Below are 17,094 nucleotides of genomic sequence, written 5' to 3'. Positions count from 1 at the left end.
GCTCAGGCCGAGGCGGCGGTGCGCTGGGCGATCTGTTCGGGCTGGAAATCGCAGGTGAAGCAGCTGCCCTCGCCAGGCACGCTGTGGATGTCCAGGCCGCCGCGATGACGGATCAGCACGTGCTTGACGATGGCCAGGCCCAGGCCGGTGCCGCCGGTGCTGGAGGCGCGGCTGGCGTCGAGGCGATAGAAGCGTTCGGTCAGGCGCGGCAGGTGGCGGGCGTCGATACCGGGACCATTGTCCTGCACTGCGACATGGGCGCCTGCGGCGTCCTGCCAGGCACGCACCCGCACCTCGCCGCCTTCGGGGCTGTACTTGACCGCGTTGAACACCAGGTTGGAAAAGCAGCTGCGCAATTCGGTCTCGCTGCCCAGCAGGGCCAGACCCGGCTCGCATTCCAGGCTCAGGCGATGGCCCACGGCGCCGGACAGGGCGCGACCGTCCTGCAGGATGGAGGCGAGCAGCGGCTCCAGGGCCACCGGGCGGTTGTCGGCGGGATAGTCGGTGGCTTCCAGGCGGGCCAGCAGCAGCAGATCGTCGATGGTGTGCTGCATGCGTCCGGCCTGCTGCTGCATCTGCCCCAGCGCCCGCCGCCAGCGTGGAGTGGCGTGGTCGGCGTTGTCCAGCAGGGTCTCCAGGTAGCCGGTGATCACCGTCAGCGGGGTACGCAATTCGTGGGAGACGTTGGCGACGAAATCCTTGCGCATCTGTTCCAGCTGATGGACGCGGGTCACGTCGCGCACCAGCAGCAGCCGGTCGCCTTCGCCGAAGCGGGTGACCAGGATGTGCAGGTACTGGTCGTCGTTGAGTGGGGAGGCCAGTTCCAGCGGCTCGCCATAGTCGCCGCCGAGAAAATAGTCGGAAAAGCGCGGATGGCGCACCAGGTTGGTGATGGGCTGACCGAGGTCCTGGGGCTGGCGCAGGCCCAGCAGGGTTTCCGCGGCGCGGTTCCACCATTCCAGGTTGCCATGGCGATCCACCAGAATGATGGCGTCGCGCAGGGCCTCGGTGGAAGCCTGGGCGCGACCGATCACGGCGAGCAGCTCCTCGCGCTGGCGCTGTTCGTGGCGCTGGCGCCGATAGAGCCGGTCGAACACCTCGCCCCACAGACCCTCGGCTTCCGGCGGCGCGCCTGGGGCCTCGCTCAGCAGCCAGGCCTGCAGGCGCAACAGGTGCCTCAGGGTGACCGCCAGATAGACCGCCAGTCCCAGGGCCACCGCCAGGCCGACATGGCCGAAGGGCCAGCCGGCCAGGGCGCAGCCGGCGACCACGGTCGCTAGCTGGGTGGCCAGACGGGAGCGCCAGTTGATGTTCACGGCGGCGGTGATCCCGCGTCAGAGTTTGGTGGAAAAGCGATACCCGGTGCCGCGCACCGTCTGTACCAGGTTCTCGTAGGTCTCGCCGAGGGCCTTGCGCAGGCGGCGGATGTGCACGTCCACGGTACGTTCCTCGACATAGACGTTGCCACCCCAGACCTGATCCAGCAGCTGGCCGCGGGTATAGGCACGCTCCTGGTGGGTCATGAAGAACTGCAGCAGACGGTATTCGGTGGGGCCCATCTCGGCGGGCGCGCCGTCGATGGTCACCCGGTGGCTGATCGGATCGAGGATCAGGCCGTTGACCTCCAGCGGACCGTCGTTCTCCAGGTGCCCGGTGCGGCGCAGCACGGCCTTCAGGCGCGCCACCAGCTCGCGGGGCGAGAAGGGCTTGGTGATGTAGTCGTCCGCACCGGTCTCCAGGCCTTGGACCTTGTTGTCCTCGTCACCCTTGGCCGTGAGCATGATGATGGGGATGGCATCGGTCAGCTCGTCGCGCTTGAGGCGGCGGGCCAGTTCCAGGCCGGAGGTGCCGGGCAGCATCCAGTCGAGCAGGATGAGATCGGGCTTGCGATCGACGATCAGGGCGTGGGCGTCCTTGCTGTTGTCCGCCTCCAGGCATTCATAGCCCGCCATTTCCAGGGCCACGGCGATCATCTCGCGAATGGGCGCCTCATCGTCGACGATCAGGATGGATTTACCCGTCATGGAGCGCTCTGCCTCTCGAGTCCTTGCAATGTGCCGTGCATTAGATAGCGCCAATATTGCAGCTATGTGACAAGGCTGTCATATCTAACTTGTATCCCAACATATGGGATGATGTATCACATATTGAGATTTGCCGAAGAGGCTTCTAGAGTGAAGGCCATGAACGACAACAATTCCAACAAGGGCGAAGCGCCCAGCGGGGCCCAGGCCCTGTTCCGCGGCCTGGCCGTGCTAGAAGCCGTGGCCGCTGGGGCTGACAGCCTGGCCCAGGTCGGCGCCGCCATCGGCTGCACCCGCAGCACCACCCATCGGCTGGTTGCTGCCCTGACCCAGGCGGGCTATCTGCGCAGCGATGGCGGGCGGCTGATCCTCGGCAGCCATCTCATCGCCCTCGGCTACCAGGCCCGCGAGCAGCTGCCGCTGACCGGTGTGGCCCGGCCCCACCTGCAACGTCTGGCGCAGCACTGTGGCGACACCGTGCACCTCGGCGTGCGCGAGGGCGGCGATGTCCTCTATCTCGACAAGCTGCCCGGCAGCCGTGGCCTGGAGATGAGATCCCGGGTCGGGCTGCGCATGCCGCTGGCGCTGACCGGGGTCGGCAAGGCGCTGATGCTGGATCTCGCCGAGGGCGAGTGGGAAGCCCTCTATGGCGAAGGCGTGGCCCGGCGCACCGGCCAGCCCGGGCTGCGCGAGGATTTCCTGCCCTGGGCGGACTACCGTGCGCGGCTGCGGCGCCACGCCGCCGAGGGCTATGCCCTGGATCTGGAAGAAAACGAACTGGGCATCCGTTGCGTGGCCGCGCCCATCCGCGGCGCCGACGGCGCCATCGTCGCGGCCCTCAGCGTGGCCAGCGCCATCCCCTACATGCCCGAGGCGCGGCTGCACGAGTTGCAGCCCGAGGTCACTGCCTGCGCCCGGGCCATTTCCCGCGAACTTGGCTGGAGCCCCGCATGACCGCCACCCCGCACCTCATCGGCCTCGACTGGGGCACCTCGTCCCTGCGGGCCCAGCTGTTCGACGCCCAGGGCGCCGTGCTGGAAACCCGCAGCCGGCCCTGGGGCATCATGCATGTGCCCGACGGCGACTTCGCCGCGGCCTATCGCGCTCTGGTGGGCGACTGGCGCGAGGCCCAGCCGGACCTGCCCGCCATCGCCTGCGGTATGGTCGGCAGTCGCGGCGGCTGGCGTGAGGTGCCCTATGCCGACTGCCCGGCCGACGTCCACAGCCTGGCCGCCGGCCTGCTGCGCCTGGACACGGGCTGCGGCGACCTCCACCTGGTTCCCGGAGTGATGCAGCGCGGCGCCTTGCCCAACGTCCTGCGTGGCGAGGAAACCCAGGTGTTCGGCGCCCTCGAACTGGAGCCGGACCTGGCCGCTGAAGCCCTGCTGGTGCTGCCCGGCACCCACAGCAAGTGGGTGAGGGTGCGCGACGGTCGTCTCACCGACTTCGCCACCTACATGACCGGCGAGTTGTTCGCCGTGTTGCGTGAACACTCCATCCTGGGTCGCCCAGCCGCCGAGGCCGGTCCCGAGGCCAGTGCCGAGGCCTTCCGCCTGGGTCTCACCACCGCCCGCGACGCCGGCGCCGAGGGCCTGTTCGGTCGCCTCTTCACCGCCCGTAGCCGGGTCCTGGCCGGCGAACTGGGCGCGGCGCACAGCCTCGACTACCTCTCCGGCCTGCTGATCGGCGAAGAGTTGCGCAGCCAGGTCGCCGCCCTCGCGGGCGCCACCTGTCCACCCCTGGTGCTGATCGGCGACGCGGCGCTCTGCCAGCGCTATCGCGACGCCCTGGCGCTGTTCGACATCCACCAGGTCCGCCTGCTGGAGCAGGCCACCCGGGCCGGGCTCTGGCGCCTGGCCCAGGCCGCCGGCCTGCTCCCCACCTCTGGAGGCTCCCATGCTTGATACCTACCTCAAGGACCTGCCGCTGATCGCCATCCTGCGCGGCGTCACCCCGGACGAGATCGTCGCGGTCGGGCGCGCCCTGCATGACGCCGGCTTTCGCGTCATCGAGATCCCGCTCAATTCGCCGCAGCCCTACGAGAGCATCCGCCGGCTCACCGCCGAGCTGGGCGAGAGCTGCCTGATCGGCGCCGGCACCGTGCTCACCGAAGCCCAGGTGGCCGAGGTGGACGCCGCCGGCGGCCGGTTGATCGTCTCGCCCAACGCCAACCTGGCGGTGATCCGCGCCAGCAAGGCCGCCGGCCTGGTCAGCGCCCCGGGCGTGGCCACGCCCTCGGAGGGCTTCGCCGCCCTCGACGCCGGTGCCGACAGCCTCAAGCTGTTTCCCGCCGAGCAACTCGGCCCGGCGGTGGTCAAGGCCTGGCGCGCGGTCTTTCCCAAGGAGCTGGCGCTGCTGCCGGTGGGCGGCATCACCCCGGACAACATGGGCCCCTACGTGGCCGCCGGTGCCAACGGCTTCGGCCTCGGCTCGGCGCTGTACAAGCCGGGCCTGAGCGCGGCGCAGGTGAGCGCCAATGCCCAGGCGTTTGCGGCTGGGTGGGCGGCGGTAAAGAACGCTTAAAGCTCGCGGTCATGGACCGCTCCTACAGATACCCGGTGCCTCCGTGTAGGAGCGGCCCATGGCCGCGATTTCAAACAATTAAAATCGAGACTCCACACCATGAAGATCACCAAACTCACCACCTATGTCGTCCCGCCGCGCTGGTGCTTTCTCAAGATCGAGACCGACGAGGGCATCCACGGCTGGGGCGAACCCGTGCTGGAAGGCCGCGCCCACAGCGTGGCGGCGGCGGTCGAGGAGCTGGCCGACTACCTGATCGGCAAGGACCCGCGCAACATCGAAGACCACTGGACGGTGCTCTACCGCGGCGGCTTCTATCGCGGCGGTGGCATCCACATGAGCGCCCTGGCCGGCATCGACCAGGCGCTGTGGGACATCAAGGGCAAGGCCCTGGGCGTGCCGGTACACGAGCTGCTCGGCGGCCAGGTGCGCGACAGCATCCGCGTCTATTCCTGGATCGGCGGCGATCGCCCGGCGGAGACCGCGGCCCAGGCGCTGGAGCGCCAGGCCAAGGGCTTCACCGCCATCAAGATGAACGCCAGCGAAGAGATGCAGTTCGTCGACACCTACGACAAGGTCGACCAGGTGATCGCCAACGTCGCCGCCATCCGCGACGCCTGCGGTCCGCACTTCGGCATCGGCGTGGACTTCCATGGCCGGGTGCACAAGCCCATGGCCAAGGTGCTGGTGAAGGAACTGGAGCAGTTCCGCCTGATGTTCATCGAGGAGCCGGTGCTCAGCGAGCACCACGAGGCGCTCAAGGAGATCGCCCTGATGAGCAACACGCCCATCGCCCTGGGCGAGCGGCTGTACTCGCGCTGGGACTTCAAGCGCATCCTCCAGGAAGGCTACGTCGACATCCTGCAGCCCGATCCCTCCCATGCCGGCGGCATCACCGAGACGCGCAAGATCGCCAACATGGCCGAGGCCTACGACGTCGCCATTGCCCTGCATTGCCCGCTCGGTCCCATCGCCCTGGCGGTCAACCTGCAGCTGGACGCCAACTGCTACAACGCCTTCATCCAGGAGCAGAGCCTGGGCATCCACTACAACCAGGGCAACGACCTGCTCGACTACATCAAGAATCCCGAGGTGTTCGACTACGGCGATGGCCACGTGAAGATTCCCCAGGGGCCGGGGTTGGGCGTCGAGGTCAACGAGGAATTCGTCGAGGAGCGCGCGGCCATCGGCCACCGCTGGCGCAACCCGGTATGGCGGCACAAGGACGGCAGTTTCGCCGAGTGGTGAGAGACGCCCTCACCCCAACCCTCTCCCGAGGGGAGAGGGGGCAAGAGCAGGAGCGCGGAGTTTCGCTCTCGTTCGGACCGTCCCCTCTCCCTCTGGGAGAGGGCCAGGGTGAGGGAAAGCCGGACCACCGCCGCTGACCCCTCACCCCACCCTCTCCCAAGGAGAGAGGGAGCAAGAACAGGAGCGCGGGGCTCGACCTCCGCACCGACCATCCCCTCTCCCTCTGGGAGAGGGCTAGGGTGAGGGCCGCCCCAGCAGCCTGACCCCAGACATCGACAACGCTCGCCACAACGTCAATTACAGGACCCGAGCCATGCCCACTCCCACCCACGCCTCCCCGGCGGCGGCCGCGGCCGCGCCGACCCTGGCCAAGCCCAGTCGGGCCCGCTTCTTCATCATGACGCTGCTGTTCGTCACCGTGGTGATCAACTACCTCGACCGCAGCAACCTCTCCATCGCCGCGCCGCACCTGGCCCAGGACCTGGGCATCGAGCCGGTGCACATGGGGCTGATCCTCTCGGCCTTCGGCTGGACCTATGCCGCCATGCAGATCCCCGGTGGCTGGCTGGTGGACAAGGTCGCCCCACGCATCCTCTATCCGGTGGCCATCGCGCTCTGGTCGCTGGCCACCATCGGCCTGGGCTTCGTCGGCAGCTTCATCGGCCTGATCATCCTGCGCCTTGCCGTGGGGGCCCTTGAGGCGCCGGCCTATCCGATCAACAACCGGGTGGTCACCACCTGGTTTCCCGAGCGCGAGCGGGCCACCGCCATCGGCTTCTACACCTCCGGCCAGTTCGTCGGCCTGGCCTTTCTCACCCCGGTGCTGATCTACCTGCAGCAGACCTTCGGCTGGCACATGGTCTTTGTCGTCACCGGTGGCGTCGGCATCCTCTGGGCGGCCATCTGGTACCTGGTCTATCGCGAACCCAAGGACTTCCGCGGCGCCAATGCCGCCGAGGTCGCGCTGATCCAGGAGGGCGGTGGCCTGGTCGATCTGGAACAGAAGAACCGCAGCCGCGCCGCCTTCCAGTGGCGTGATCTCTGGAGCGTGCTCAACAAGCGCAAGCTCTGGGGCATCTACATCGGCCAGTTCTGCCTCAATTCCACCCTCTGGTTCTTCCTGACCTGGTTCCCCACCTACCTGGTGAAATACCGTGGCATGGACTTCATCAAGGCCGGCTTCCTCGCCTCGTTGCCGTTCCTGGCCGCCTTTCTCGGGGTGATCTGCTCGGGGCTGCTGTCGGACTGGCTGATCCGCCGCGGCGCTTCCGTAGGCCTGGCGCGCAAGCTGCCGATCATCGGCGGCCTCCTGATCTCCACCAGCATCGTCGGCGCCAACTTCGTCGACTCGCCCGCGCTGATCATCGCCTGCCTGGCACTGGCCTTCTTTGGCAACGGCCTGGCCTCCATCACCTGGTCGATGGTCTCGGCCATGGCGCCGGAGCGGCTGATCGGTCTCACCGGCGGGATGTTCAACTTCATCGGCAACCTCTCCGCCATCTGCGTGCCCATCGTCATCGGCTTCCTGGTCAAGGACGGCAGCTTCGCTCCGGCCATCGCCTTCATCGGCGTGACCGCACTGATCGGCGCCCTCTGCTACGGCCTGGTGGTGGGCAAGGTGGAACGTCTGCCCGAATAAGGGCGACTAAAGGAGCGCCTTCCGCTCTGGTTGCGGAGGCGCTCTGCCACCGGCCGTGCCGGACCCATAACGACAACAAAGGAGTCTCCCCATGCCACTCGCCCGTCGCACCTTTCTTGGCGTGTCCCTGGCCGCCTCGGCCGGTCTGGTCGCCAGCCGCGCCCTGGCCGACGACAAGTTCGGTCTCACCCGCAACTGGGAGGGCAAGCCGCCCATCGTCATGCCCGATCCGGCCTGGGAGATCCACGACCCGGCCTTCAAGGGCCGCCTGGGCAACGCCTTCGTCGAACGGCTGTGGTCCGGCGGACTCTGGACCGAAGGCCCGGTGTGGATGGCCGACTGGCGCTGCCTGCTGTTCAGCGACATCCCCAATGCCCGGGTGATGCGCTGGAGCGCCGACGACGGCCATGTCAGCGTCTATGACGACCAGTCCCACAACGCCAACGGCCACACCCGCGATCGCGAGGGTCGACTGATCAGCTGCGAGCACGACAGCCGCCGCGTCACTCGCCGCGAGTTGAACGGCAGCGTCACGGTGCTGCTCGACCGCTTCGACGGCAAGCCGCTGAACGCCCCCAACGACGTGGTGGTCGGGGCCGATGGCGCCATCTGGTTCACCGATCCGGGCTACGGCATCCTCGGCGCCTACGAGGGCCACAAGGCCGACTTCGAGCTGCCCACCAACGTCTATCGCATCGATCCCCAGGGCAAGGCCACGGTGGCGGTGGGTGACTTCGGCCGCCCCAATGGCCTGGCCTTCGCGCCCGACGGCAAGCGCCTCTACATCAGCGACACCGCCGGCGGCGGCAATCCCGGCAAGCCCAATCACCTCAGGGCGTTCACCCTGAAGGACGACGGCACCCTCGGCGGTGGCGAGGTGCTGATCGACGCCAAGGAGCAGGGCGTGATCGACGGCTTCCGCGTCGACAGCGACGGCAACCTCTGGTGCAGCTGGGCCGGCTCGGCCGAGCAGAACAGCGTGCGGGTCTTCACGCCAGGCGGCCAGCCACTGGCCACCCTGCACCTGCCGGAAACCGTCTCCAACGTCGAATTCGGCGGCCTCAAGGGCAATCGCCTGTTCATCACCGGCGGTGGTTCGCTCTATGCCACCTATGTGAACGCCCAGCCCGCGCGGCTCTGGTAGGGGCTTCTCATCAGCCGAACCAAGGGTCGTTGGACAGGTCTGTAACAAACGGATACGGAACGACCCGCGACAACAAGATCGCCCACAAGGCGAGCGAGGAGCCTCAGTCATGAGCAACACCACTACCCACGCCGACGGTCACGTCACCGAAAAGGCGCAGCCCAAGGCGATCTTCGCCTGCCTGATGGCCGCCCTGGCCGGCCTCATGTTCGGCCTCGACATCGGCGTCATTTCCGGCGCCACCAAATTCATCCAGCAGGAATTCCAGATCTCCGATCAGGTGATCGAGTGGATCGTCTCCAGCATGATGGCCGGCGCCGCCCTGGGTGCGCTGGGCGCCGGTTCGCTGTCGGCCAAGCTGGGTCGCAAGAAGTCCCTGATGCTGGGCGCCATCCTGTTCGTCATCGGCTCGATCCTCTGTGGCCTGGCCACCTCGCCGACCATGCTGATCTTCGCCCGCTTCCTGCTCGGCCTCGCCATCGGCATCGCTTCCTTCACCGCGCCGCTGTACCTGGCCGAGGTCGCGCCGGAAAACATCCGTGGCTCGATGATCTCGCTGTACCAGCTGATGATCACCGCGGGCATCCTGATCGCCTTCCTGTCCAACACCGCCTTCAGCTACTACGAGGCCTGGCGCTGGATGCTCGGCATCATCGCCATCCCCGGGGTGCTGTTCCTGATCGGCGTCTTCGCCCTGCCGGACAGTCCGCGCTGGCTGATCATGGCCGGGCGCAAGCAGGAGGCCATCAAGGTCCTGCACAAGCTGCGCGGTGACGAAAAGGTCATCCAGCAGGAAGTCGCCGAGATCGAAGAGCAGCTCAAGGTGCCGCAGAAGGGCTGGTCGCTGTTCAAGGAGAACGCCAACTTCCGCCGCTCGGTGGGCCTGGGCGTGCTCTTGCAGGTGGTGCAGCAATTCACCGGCATGAACGTGGTGATGTACTACGCGCCGCGCATCTTCGAAGGCATGGGCTACGACACCGCCGCCCAGATGTGGTTTACCGCCGCGGTCGGTCTGACCAATGTGCTGGCCACCTTCATCGCCATCTTCCTGGTCGACAAGTGGGGCCGCAAACCCATCCTCTATACCGGCTTCGTGGTCATGGCCGTGGGTCTGGGCGTGGTCGGCACCATGCTCGGCATGGGCAACCTGAGCCACGGCCAGCAGACCTTTACCGTGGTCATGCTGCTGATCTTCATCGTCGGCTTCGCCATGTCGGCCGGTCCGCTGATCTGGACCCTGTGCTCGGAAGTCCAGCCGCTCAAGGGCCGCGACTTCGGTATCGGCTGCTCCACCTTCACCAACTGGATCGCCAACATGATCGTCGGCGCCACCTTCCTGACCATGCTGGGCACCCTGGGGCAGGGCACCACCTTCTGGATCTATGCCGGTCTGAACGTGGTGTTCATCTTCCTGGTGTTCCTGCTGGTACCGGAGACCAAGGGCGTCACCCTGGAGCGCATCGAACGCAACCTGATGCAGGGCAAGCGCCTGCGCGACCTCGGTCAGTAGGCTCGAGCGCACAGGAAAACGCCCGGCGATGCCGGGCGTTTTTCATTACCGATCCCAGTGCTTGTGTCGGTGCTTGGCGTGCTTCCAGCCCTTGCCGGGGTGGTCGCGATAGCCCCGATAGCCGCGGTCGTCGCGACCGCTGTCGCCGAGGTTGTTGCCCAGGGCACCGCCGGCACCGCCCCCCAGGGCCGCGCCGACCAGACCGCCGGTGCTACCACCGACTCTATTGCCGATCACGTTGCCGCCCGCCGCGCCCAGGCCACCGCCGATGGCGGCCTCGGTTCTATTGCGCCGGTCAGCGCCCAGTACACCACCTGCTGCACCGCCGACGCCGGCACCGATGGCCGCACCGGTGCTGCCGCCGACCTGCTGGCCGACCAGGGTACCGAGTACGCCACCCACGGCGCCGCCGAGTCCGGCTTCGGTATTGCCCGCATACGCCGGGGCAACGCCCGCCAGGGCAAGCAACAAGAACAGGGCTGAAGGTTTCATGGAGTCCACTCCGTGGTAGAGACGAGCCGATCCTCGGCAAAAATCGCTGCCCTGGCAAGTACCGAACGGTCGTTTGAATGGTAAAGGTTGTCTTTACCCATTCCTTTGATTTCCTTGAACAAACCTATACGGGAATCGCCGGTCTCGGCCGTTTTCCGGGTCTGGAACGAGGCCTGCAGCCGGGCGAAGGCTGGTCTAGACTCAAGGCGATCGCGCCGCCAAGGGGACTCCATGATTCATGCTCGTCTGCTGTCCGGCTGTCTCCTGTTCCTTGTCAGCGCCAGCGCCTCGGCCTGGGAATACACCCTCATCGCCCCCGACAAGCCGGTGCAGAACTGGAGCATCAGCAGCGATCGCCTGGGCCTGCGCGATGGCCTGGCCTTTGCCGTCGGCGTGCACCGCCTGAGTGGCGGGCGCCAGGAAGGCTCGGTGCTGATCGAGATCGACACCGGCGCCCTGCAGCTCACCGTGGTGGCGACCCGCGGCATGAACGTCCTGCGCGCCCAGGCCGGCACCCTGCGACTGGGCTGGGATTCGCCGGTGCGCGAGGTGGTCAATCCGGCCTTCGTCAACCTGGAGAGCCGCAATGGCCTGGGCTGGTTGGAAGGCTTCAACGAACTGGTGGCGCGCGCCGGCTTCGAGTGGGTCGGCCACCCCGGAATGGACCGGGGGCAACTGCTGACCCTGCACGGTCGGGCCAGCTACCTGCCGGCCAGCCAGGTGGTGCTGACCATCGACGAACAGCCGCCGCACCGCATCAGCCTCAAGGGCGTGCTGCACGAGGAGGCCTTCAAGCAGGCCAACTTTCGCATCGACACCGAACTGGTCACCCACGCCGGGGCCACCGGCTTCACCCTGCACGATCGCCTGACCAACCAGGGGGCGCACGCCGCCGAGTACCAGGTGCTCTATCACAGCAATTTCGGGCCGCCGCTGCTCGGTGAAGGCGCCCGGTTCGCCGCGCCGGTGCGGGAGGTGTCACCCTTCGATGCGCGGGCGCGCCAGGAGCTGGCGGAGTGGCAGACCTATCGCGCGCCCACGCCGGGCTATGGCGAGACGGTCTACAACCTCTATCCCTGGGGCGACGATCAGGGGCGCAGCCTCGCGGTACTGCACGATCGCAGTGCCCACCAGGGCGTGGCGCTGGCCTTCAATGTGCGGGAATTGCCGGTCTTCACCCTGTGGAAGAACACCGATGCCAAGGCCCAGGGCTATGTCACCGGCCTGGAGCCGGGCACCAGCTTTTCCTACAACCGCAGCCAGCAGCGGGCCCTGGGGCTGGTGCCGCGCATCGAGGCCGGCGGCACGCGCGACTTCACTCTCGACTATCGGCTGCTGGCCACCGCCGCCGAGGTCCGGCAGGCGCTGGAGCAGGTCGAAGGCATCCGCCACGGACGGCCGACCCAGGTGCGCGAGGCGCCGCTGGCCCGGGAGCCCTAGCGGCAAGGCCGGCGGGTGCTAGCGCCGCGCGGGCAGGGGGCGGGTGCGGCCGCTGCCATCGATGGCCACGAAGACGAATACCGCCTCGGTCACCTTGCTCCACTCGCTGGACAGCGGATCGTCGCTCCAGACCTCGATGAGGATCTGGATGGAGCTGCGGCCCACCTCCAGGGTGTTGGTATAGAAGGAGAGCTGTGCGCCCACGGGCACCGGCGTCATGAAGGCCATGCGGTCGATGGCCACGGTGGCCACGCGCCCGGCGGCCAGGCGACTGGCCATGGCGCTGCCGGCCAGGTCCATCTGGGCCACCAGCCAGCCGCCGTAGATGTCGCCGAAGCCATTGGTCTCGCGGGGCAGCGCAGTGATCTGCATGGCCAGGTCGCCCTGGGGGATGGGATCTTCTTGTTCGAGCTCTTCGATCATGACAGGGCCCTCGGGAGCCCGGATAGGTAGGTAACGTTCAGCATCTGCACGCAAGAATGCTGCCAATCTCTCGGCGGAGATCGTTAGGGGGCTACAGTATAACGCCTGGGGCAGGGCGGCTCGACCGCTTTTGCACCAGGATGGAACAGCCATAGCTCGGCAGATGAGCCCTGAATGGGCACTGAATGAGTAGCGGAAATTCCTTGCAGATTTGCTATCGTGGAGACCGTGCACGGCCAGGCAATCCAGAGGGCCCTGCACGTCCGATGATCAGGTAATGATCGGTAGACCTGCTGCCGCCGTGCTCCACAAGAGCGCAGGCGGCGCGGTGCAGGTCCGGCGCCCATCCGGCGACCCGCCCGATCCCTGCCAGCCGCTCCAGGCGGACGGTCACTCGGGGCCGCGTCTTGTCCGCTACACCCGGAGGGATGCCAGAGGCCGAATTTCCTTTGCGCTCCTCTCTTGTCCGGGATCCTCGATGAAACTGCAATCCGCCTCTGCGCCGCTCACGTCGCGCCCTCTGGGCCGCAACGACTACAAGACCCTCTCGCTGTCCGCCCTGGGCGGCGCGCTGGAGTTCTACGACTTCGTCATCTTCGTCTTCTTCGCCGCGGTGGTGGGGAAGCTGTTCTTTCCCGCCGACATGCCCGACTGGCTGCGACAGATGCAGACCTTCGGCATCTTCGCCGCGGGCTATCTGGCACGTCCGCTGGGCGGCATCATCATGGCCCACTTCGGCGACCTGCTCGGGCGCAAGAAGATGTTCACCCTGAGCATCTTCATGATGGCCCTGCCGACCCTGGGCATGGGCCTGATGCCCACCTACGCGCAGATCGGCGTGGCCGCGCCGATCCTGCTGCTGGTGCTGCGCATCATCCAGGGCGCGGCCATCGGCGGCGAGGTGCCCGGCGCCTGGGTGTTCGTCTCCGAACACGTCCCCGGCAAGCACGTCGGCTATGCCTGCGGCACCCTGACCGCCGGTCTCACCTTCGGCATCCTGCTCGGCTCGCTGATGGCGACCCTGATCAACACCGTCTTCACCCCGGTGGAAGTGGCCGACTACGCCTGGCGCTTTCCCTTCCTGATCGGCGGCGTCTTCGGCCTGTTCTCGGTCTACCTGCGCCGCTGGCTGCACGAGACGCCGGTGTTTGCCGAACTGGCGATCCACAAGTCGCTGGCCGAGGAAGTGCCGCTCAAGGCCGTGCTGCGCGACCACCGCAGCAGCGTGATCCTGTCCATGCTGCTGACCTGGATGCTCACCGCCGGCATCGTGGTGGTCATCCTCATGACCCCGACCCTGCTGCAGACCCAGTACGGCTTCTCCGCCGCCCTGGCGCTCAAGGCCAACAGCCTGGCCATCGTCTTCCTGACCCTGGGCTGCATCGTCTCCGGCGCCCTGTCCGATCGCTTCGGCAGCGGCCCGGTGTTCATCGGCGGCGGTCTCATCCTGGCAGTGGCCAGCTGGGCGCTCTATGCCGGTCTCAAGGTCCATCCGGAATGGCTGTTCCCGCTCTATGCCCTGGCCGGCGCGGCGGTCGGCGTCATCGGCGGCGTGCCGCGGGTGATGGTGCTGGCCTTCCCGCCCAAGGTGCGCTTCTCGGGACTGTCCTTCTCCTACAACGTGGCCTACGCCATCTTCGGCGGCCTGACCCCCATGGTCGTGACCCTGATGCTCAAGCAGCATCCGCTGGGCCCGGCCTGGTACGTCATGGGCCTGGCCCTGCTGGGCGTGGGCATCGGCTGCTACCTGCTCAGCCGCGAGCGCCGCGCCGCCGCCCTGGAACCCGCCTGATCCCGGCCGGTCATGCCGCCCGCCGTGGCGGCGTGACCGGGTTGGCCAGGCCGACCCGCAGGGGCGACCTCGGCATCGCCAAAAACGCCATCCCCACAGACGCCGCGCTTCGCGAGGACTAGGCTCGAACCGCTAGAGCCAGTCCAACAATAACAGCGAGGTGCAACATGTCCGGTAATCGTGGCGTCGTCTATCTGGGCGCGGGCAAGGTCGAGGTGCAGACCATTCCCTACCCGAAGATGGAAACCCCGCAGGGCAAGCGTATCGACCACGGCGTCATCCTGCGCGTGGTCTCCACCAACATCTGTGGTTCCGACCAGCACATGGTGCGCGGCCGGACCACTGCCCCCGAAGGCCTGGTGCTCGGCCACGAGATCACCGGCGAGGTCATCGAAGCGGGTCGTGACGTCGAGACCCTCAAGGTCGGCGATCTGGTCTCGGTGCCCTTCAACGTCGCCTGCGGTCGCTGCCGCACCTGCAAGGAGCAGGACACCGGCGTCTGCCTGACCGTCAATCCCTCGCGCGCCGGCGGTGCCTACGGCTACGTCGACATGGGCGGCTGGGTCGGTGGCCAGGCCGAATACGTGCTGGTCCCCTATGCCGACTTCAACCTGCTCAAGCTGCCGAATCGCGACGCGGCCATGGAAAAGATCCGTGACCTGACCTGCCTGTCCGACATCCTGCCCACCGGCTACCACGGCGCCGTCACCGCCGGCGTCGGTCCGGGCACCAGCGTCTATGTCGCCGGGGCCGGCCCGGTCGGTCTGGCCGCGGCCGCCTCGGCCCGCCTGCTGGGCGCCGCCGTGGTCATCGTCGGCGACGTCAACCCGGTACGCCTGGCTCACGCCAAGGCCCAGGGCTTCGAGATCGCCGACCTGTCCCAGGATACCCCGCTGCACGAACAGATCGCCGCGCTGCTGGGCACGCCGGAAGTGGATTGCGCCGTCGACGCCGTTGGCTTCGAAGCCCGCGGCCATGGTCACGAAGGCGCCAAGAGCGAGGCCCCGGCCACGGTGCTGAACTCGCTGATGGGCATCGTGCGGGTAGCCGGCAAGATCGGCATTCCCGGTCTCTATGTCACCGACGATCCGGGTGCGGTCGATGCCGCCGCCAAGCAGGGTGCCCTGAGCATCCGCTTCGGTCTGGGCTGGGCCAAGTCCCACAGCTTCCACACCGGCCAGACCCCGGTGATGAAGTACAACCGCCAGCTGATGCAGGCGATCATGTGGGATCGCATCAAGATCGCCGACATCGTCGGCGTGCAGGTGATCACCCTGGACGAGGCCCCCCGCGGCTACAGCGAATTCGATTCGGGCGTCCCGAAGAAATTCGTCATCGATCCGCACAAGCTGTTCAGCGCGGCCTAGCTATTGCACTAAGGATTTTGTCCGAGACTGCTGGCCATTTGGCATTTCTCGGGCAAGCCGTGCAGTCGTTTGTCGTACCAGAGGGTCTACCTCCGCAGCGTCCACCCCGGGCGCTGTTTTTTTTGGTGCCACAGACGAGGCCAACATGACCCCGAATGTCCTTTCGACCCTTCGCCGTATCCTTCCTTCACTGCTGGTGGCGGCCCTGTTGCTGCTGGGTAGCAACCCAGCCCGCGCCGAGGGCGGAGTGTCCTTTCGCTTCGCCGAAGAAGGACAGGGCTGGATGCTGCGCGGCCCGGTCGATGTGCTCAAGTGGCCCTTCGTCTACGACCGCAGTCGTGAGCGCGCGCGCAACACCCTGACGCGGCTGGACGGCGACACCCAGGTGCGGGTGATCGAGACCCGTTCCTTCCAGCGCTGGAAGCGCATCGAGGTGCAGCAGGACGGCCGTACCCTGCTGGGTTGGGTCGAGAGCTACAGCGTCCCCGAAGCCGTGCGGCTCGACTGATCGGGAGCAAAAGGCCACTGCCGCCAGTCACACCTCTGACAGTCATCAATCTCAGAGGAGCGACGCATGTCCGCGATCACCCGTCTTCAGCTCAACGACGGTCACCACATTCCGCAATTCGGCCTGGGGGTCTGGCAGACCCCGGCCGAAGAGACCGCCCAGGTGGTCAAGACCGCCCTGGACCTCGGCTATCGACACATCGACACCGCTGCCATCTACGGCAACGAAGAGGGCGTCGGCCAGGCCATTGCCCAGGCCGGTCTGCCGCGTGACGAGCTGTTCGTCACCACCAAGCTGTGGAATGCCGACCAGGGCTACGACAGCGCCCTGCGCGCCTTCGACACCAGCCTGGCCAAGCTGGGTCTGGAGCATGTCGACCTCTACCTGATCCACTGGCCGCTGCCGGAAAAGGGCCTGTTCCTCGACAGCTGGAAGGCGCTGATCGAATTGCGCAACCAGGGTCGGGTGAAGTCCATCGGCGTGTCCAACTTCCGTCAGGCCGACGTCGAGACCCTGCTGACCGAGACCGGGGTGGTGCCGGTGGTCAACCAGATCGAATGCCATCCGCTGCTGCAGCAGCAGGAGCTGCGCGACTTCAACACCTACAAGGGCATCGCCACCGAAGCCTGGAGTCCGCTGGCCCAGGGTGGCGAGCTGCTGGGCAGCCCGGTGTTGCAGCAACTGGCGGCCAAGCACGGCAAGACGCCGGCCCAGGTGGTGCTGCGCTGGCACATCCAGCTCGGCAACATCATCTTCCCCAAATCCAAGACGCCCAAGCGCATCGAAGAGAACATGCAGATCTTCGACTTCGCCTTGGACGACGAAGACATGCGGCAGATCGCCGGGCTGAACCAGGACAAGCGTCTGGGTCCGGACCCCGCGACCTTCAACGGCTGACGTTCAGGGGGCGCCGCGATGAGCGGCGCCTCTGTATGCCTGGCGCGCAAGGCGCCAGTGCCTGTATGCTGCGCGGCCCTTTCGGGA

16 protein-coding genes are annotated in these 17,094 nt (G+C 67.1%); 12 read left to right on the top strand and 4 right to left on the bottom strand.

What is annotated here, in order from left to right; genetic code table 11:
• Nucleotides 1-2: 2 nt before the first annotated feature.
• Nucleotides 3-1,316, bottom strand: a complete 1,314-nt coding sequence (gene phoR, locus DBY63_RS16715; RefSeq protein WP_108581651.1) for a phosphate regulon sensor histidine kinase PhoR — start codon at nt 1,314-1,316, stop codon at nt 3-5.
• An 18-nt stretch (nt 1,317-1,334) separates the two neighbouring features.
• On the bottom strand, nt 1,335-2,024 hold the full coding sequence (gene phoB, locus DBY63_RS16710; protein ID WP_007159925.1) for a phosphate regulon transcriptional regulator PhoB: 690 nt from the start codon (nt 2,022-2,024) through the stop codon (nt 1,335-1,337).
• Nucleotides 2,025-2,183: 159 nt separating this feature from the next.
• Between phoB and DBY63_RS16705 the strand changes: the two genes are divergently transcribed.
• From DBY63_RS16705 to DBY63_RS16675, 7 genes are all read left to right on the top strand, one after another.
• Nucleotides 2,184-2,978 carry an IclR family transcriptional regulator gene (locus tag DBY63_RS16705; protein WP_027597382.1) on the top strand — a complete coding sequence of 265 codons (795 nt, stop codon included), beginning with the start codon at nt 2,184-2,186 and terminating at the stop codon, nt 2,976-2,978.
• On the top strand, nt 2,975-3,928 hold the full coding sequence (locus DBY63_RS16700) for a 2-dehydro-3-deoxygalactonokinase (RefSeq protein ID WP_108581650.1): 954 nt from the start codon (nt 2,975-2,977) through the stop codon (nt 3,926-3,928). The genes DBY63_RS16705 and DBY63_RS16700 overlap by 4 nt, the downstream gene beginning before the upstream one ends.
• Nucleotides 3,921-4,547, top strand: coding sequence for a 2-dehydro-3-deoxy-6-phosphogalactonate aldolase (locus DBY63_RS16695; protein ID WP_027600631.1), 627 nt, complete (start codon nt 3,921-3,923; stop codon nt 4,545-4,547). Before DBY63_RS16700 ends, DBY63_RS16695 begins: the two co-directional genes overlap by 8 nt.
• Nucleotides 4,548-4,646: 99 nt before the next feature.
• Entirely contained in the window at nt 4,647-5,795 is a 1,149-nt protein-coding gene (gene dgoD, locus DBY63_RS16690; RefSeq protein WP_108581649.1) for a galactonate dehydratase, read from the top strand.
• 313 nt (nt 5,796-6,108) lie between these two features.
• On the top strand, nt 6,109-7,434 hold the full coding sequence (locus DBY63_RS16685) for an MFS transporter (protein ID WP_077171127.1): 1,326 nt from the start codon (nt 6,109-6,111) through the stop codon (nt 7,432-7,434).
• A gap of 91 nt (nt 7,435-7,525) precedes the next feature.
• Nucleotides 7,526-8,578 (top strand): SMP-30/gluconolactonase/LRE family protein, encoded by a 1,053-nt coding sequence (locus tag DBY63_RS16680; protein ID WP_108581648.1) that lies wholly within the window; start codon nt 7,526-7,528, stop codon nt 8,576-8,578.
• A gap of 109 nt (nt 8,579-8,687) precedes the next feature.
• Nucleotides 8,688-10,088 carry a sugar porter family MFS transporter gene (locus tag DBY63_RS16675; protein WP_027597387.1) on the top strand — a complete coding sequence of 467 codons (1,401 nt, stop codon included), beginning with the start codon at nt 8,688-8,690 and terminating at the stop codon, nt 10,086-10,088.
• Between the two features lie 45 nt (nt 10,089-10,133).
• On the opposite strand, the gene DBY63_RS16670 is transcribed toward DBY63_RS16675, so the two are convergent.
• Nucleotides 10,134-10,580: a hypothetical protein gene (locus DBY63_RS16670; protein ID WP_007159917.1), complete on the bottom strand. Its 447-nt coding sequence runs from the start codon at nt 10,578-10,580 to the stop codon at nt 10,134-10,136.
• A gap of 231 nt (nt 10,581-10,811) precedes the next feature.
• Here DBY63_RS16670 and DBY63_RS16660 point away from each other — a divergent pair, with 231 nt between their 5' ends.
• Nucleotides 10,812-12,020 carry an aldose 1-epimerase family protein gene (locus tag DBY63_RS16660; RefSeq protein ID WP_037007502.1) on the top strand — a complete coding sequence of 403 codons (1,209 nt, stop codon included), beginning with the start codon at nt 10,812-10,814 and terminating at the stop codon, nt 12,018-12,020.
• Between the two features lie 18 nt (nt 12,021-12,038).
• Here DBY63_RS16660 and DBY63_RS16655 read toward each other — a convergent pair whose 3' ends face one another.
• The gene (locus DBY63_RS16655; RefSeq protein ID WP_026083995.1) at nt 12,039-12,440 is read right to left on the bottom strand and encodes an acyl-CoA thioesterase; all 402 of its coding nucleotides are present in this window, start codon (nt 12,438-12,440) and stop codon (nt 12,039-12,041) included.
• 487 nt (nt 12,441-12,927) lie between these two features.
• Here DBY63_RS16655 and DBY63_RS16650 point away from each other — a divergent pair, with 487 nt between their 5' ends.
• From DBY63_RS16650 to DBY63_RS16635, 4 genes are all read left to right on the top strand, one after another.
• Nucleotides 12,928-14,235 (top strand): MFS transporter, encoded by a 1,308-nt coding sequence (locus DBY63_RS16650; RefSeq protein ID WP_177411467.1) that lies wholly within the window; start codon nt 12,928-12,930, stop codon nt 14,233-14,235.
• Nucleotides 14,236-14,402: 167 nt separating this feature from the next.
• Nucleotides 14,403-15,602: a formaldehyde dehydrogenase, glutathione-independent gene (fdhA, locus tag DBY63_RS16645; protein ID WP_027597391.1), complete on the top strand. Its 1,200-nt coding sequence runs from the start codon at nt 14,403-14,405 to the stop codon at nt 15,600-15,602.
• A 145-nt stretch (nt 15,603-15,747) separates the two neighbouring features.
• Nucleotides 15,748-16,110 (top strand): hypothetical protein, encoded by a 363-nt coding sequence (locus DBY63_RS16640; protein WP_223855398.1) that lies wholly within the window; start codon nt 15,748-15,750, stop codon nt 16,108-16,110.
• 66 nt (nt 16,111-16,176) lie between these two features.
• Complete coding sequence (locus tag DBY63_RS16635) at nt 16,177-17,007, top strand: aldo/keto reductase (protein WP_108581646.1); 831 nt, start codon at nt 16,177-16,179, stop codon at nt 17,005-17,007.
• Nucleotides 17,008-17,094 lie beyond the last annotated feature (87 nt).

The organism is Pseudomonas sp. RIT411, from assembly GCF_003057735.2.
GTDB classification, from domain to species: domain Bacteria; phylum Pseudomonadota; class Gammaproteobacteria; order Pseudomonadales; family Pseudomonadaceae; genus Chryseomonas; species Chryseomonas oryzihabitans.
The sequence above is the reverse complement of the archived record's forward strand: the minus strand, read 5'-3'. Positions and strand labels throughout refer to the sequence as shown.

What these genes read in the sequence shown, in the direction of transcription:
- phoB (WP_007159925.1), bottom strand. Translation starts at nt 2,024, where the DNA reads ATGACGGGTAAATCCATCCTGATCGTCGACGATGAGGCGCCCATTCGC.
- DBY63_RS16705 (WP_027597382.1), top strand. Translation starts at nt 2,184, where the DNA reads ATGAACGACAACAATTCCAACAAGGGCGAAGCGCCCAGCGGGGCCCAG.
- DBY63_RS16700 (WP_108581650.1), top strand. Translation starts at nt 2,975, where the DNA reads ATGACCGCCACCCCGCACCTCATCGGCCTCGACTGGGGCACCTCGTCC.
- DBY63_RS16695 (WP_027600631.1), top strand. Translation starts at nt 3,921, where the DNA reads ATGCTTGATACCTACCTCAAGGACCTGCCGCTGATCGCCATCCTGCGC.
- dgoD (WP_108581649.1), top strand. Translation starts at nt 4,647, where the DNA reads ATGAAGATCACCAAACTCACCACCTATGTCGTCCCGCCGCGCTGGTGC.
- DBY63_RS16685 (WP_077171127.1), top strand. Translation starts at nt 6,109, where the DNA reads ATGCCCACTCCCACCCACGCCTCCCCGGCGGCGGCCGCGGCCGCGCCG.
- DBY63_RS16680 (WP_108581648.1), top strand. Translation starts at nt 7,526, where the DNA reads ATGCCACTCGCCCGTCGCACCTTTCTTGGCGTGTCCCTGGCCGCCTCG.
- DBY63_RS16675 (WP_027597387.1), top strand. Translation starts at nt 8,688, where the DNA reads ATGAGCAACACCACTACCCACGCCGACGGTCACGTCACCGAAAAGGCG.
- DBY63_RS16670 (WP_007159917.1), bottom strand. Translation starts at nt 10,580, where the DNA reads ATGAAACCTTCAGCCCTGTTCTTGTTGCTTGCCCTGGCGGGCGTTGCC.
- DBY63_RS16660 (WP_037007502.1), top strand. Translation starts at nt 10,812, where the DNA reads ATGATTCATGCTCGTCTGCTGTCCGGCTGTCTCCTGTTCCTTGTCAGC.
- fdhA (WP_027597391.1), top strand. Translation starts at nt 14,403, where the DNA reads ATGTCCGGTAATCGTGGCGTCGTCTATCTGGGCGCGGGCAAGGTCGAG.
- DBY63_RS16640 (WP_223855398.1), top strand. Translation starts at nt 15,748, where the DNA reads ATGACCCCGAATGTCCTTTCGACCCTTCGCCGTATCCTTCCTTCACTG.
- DBY63_RS16635 (WP_108581646.1), top strand. Translation starts at nt 16,177, where the DNA reads ATGTCCGCGATCACCCGTCTTCAGCTCAACGACGGTCACCACATTCCG.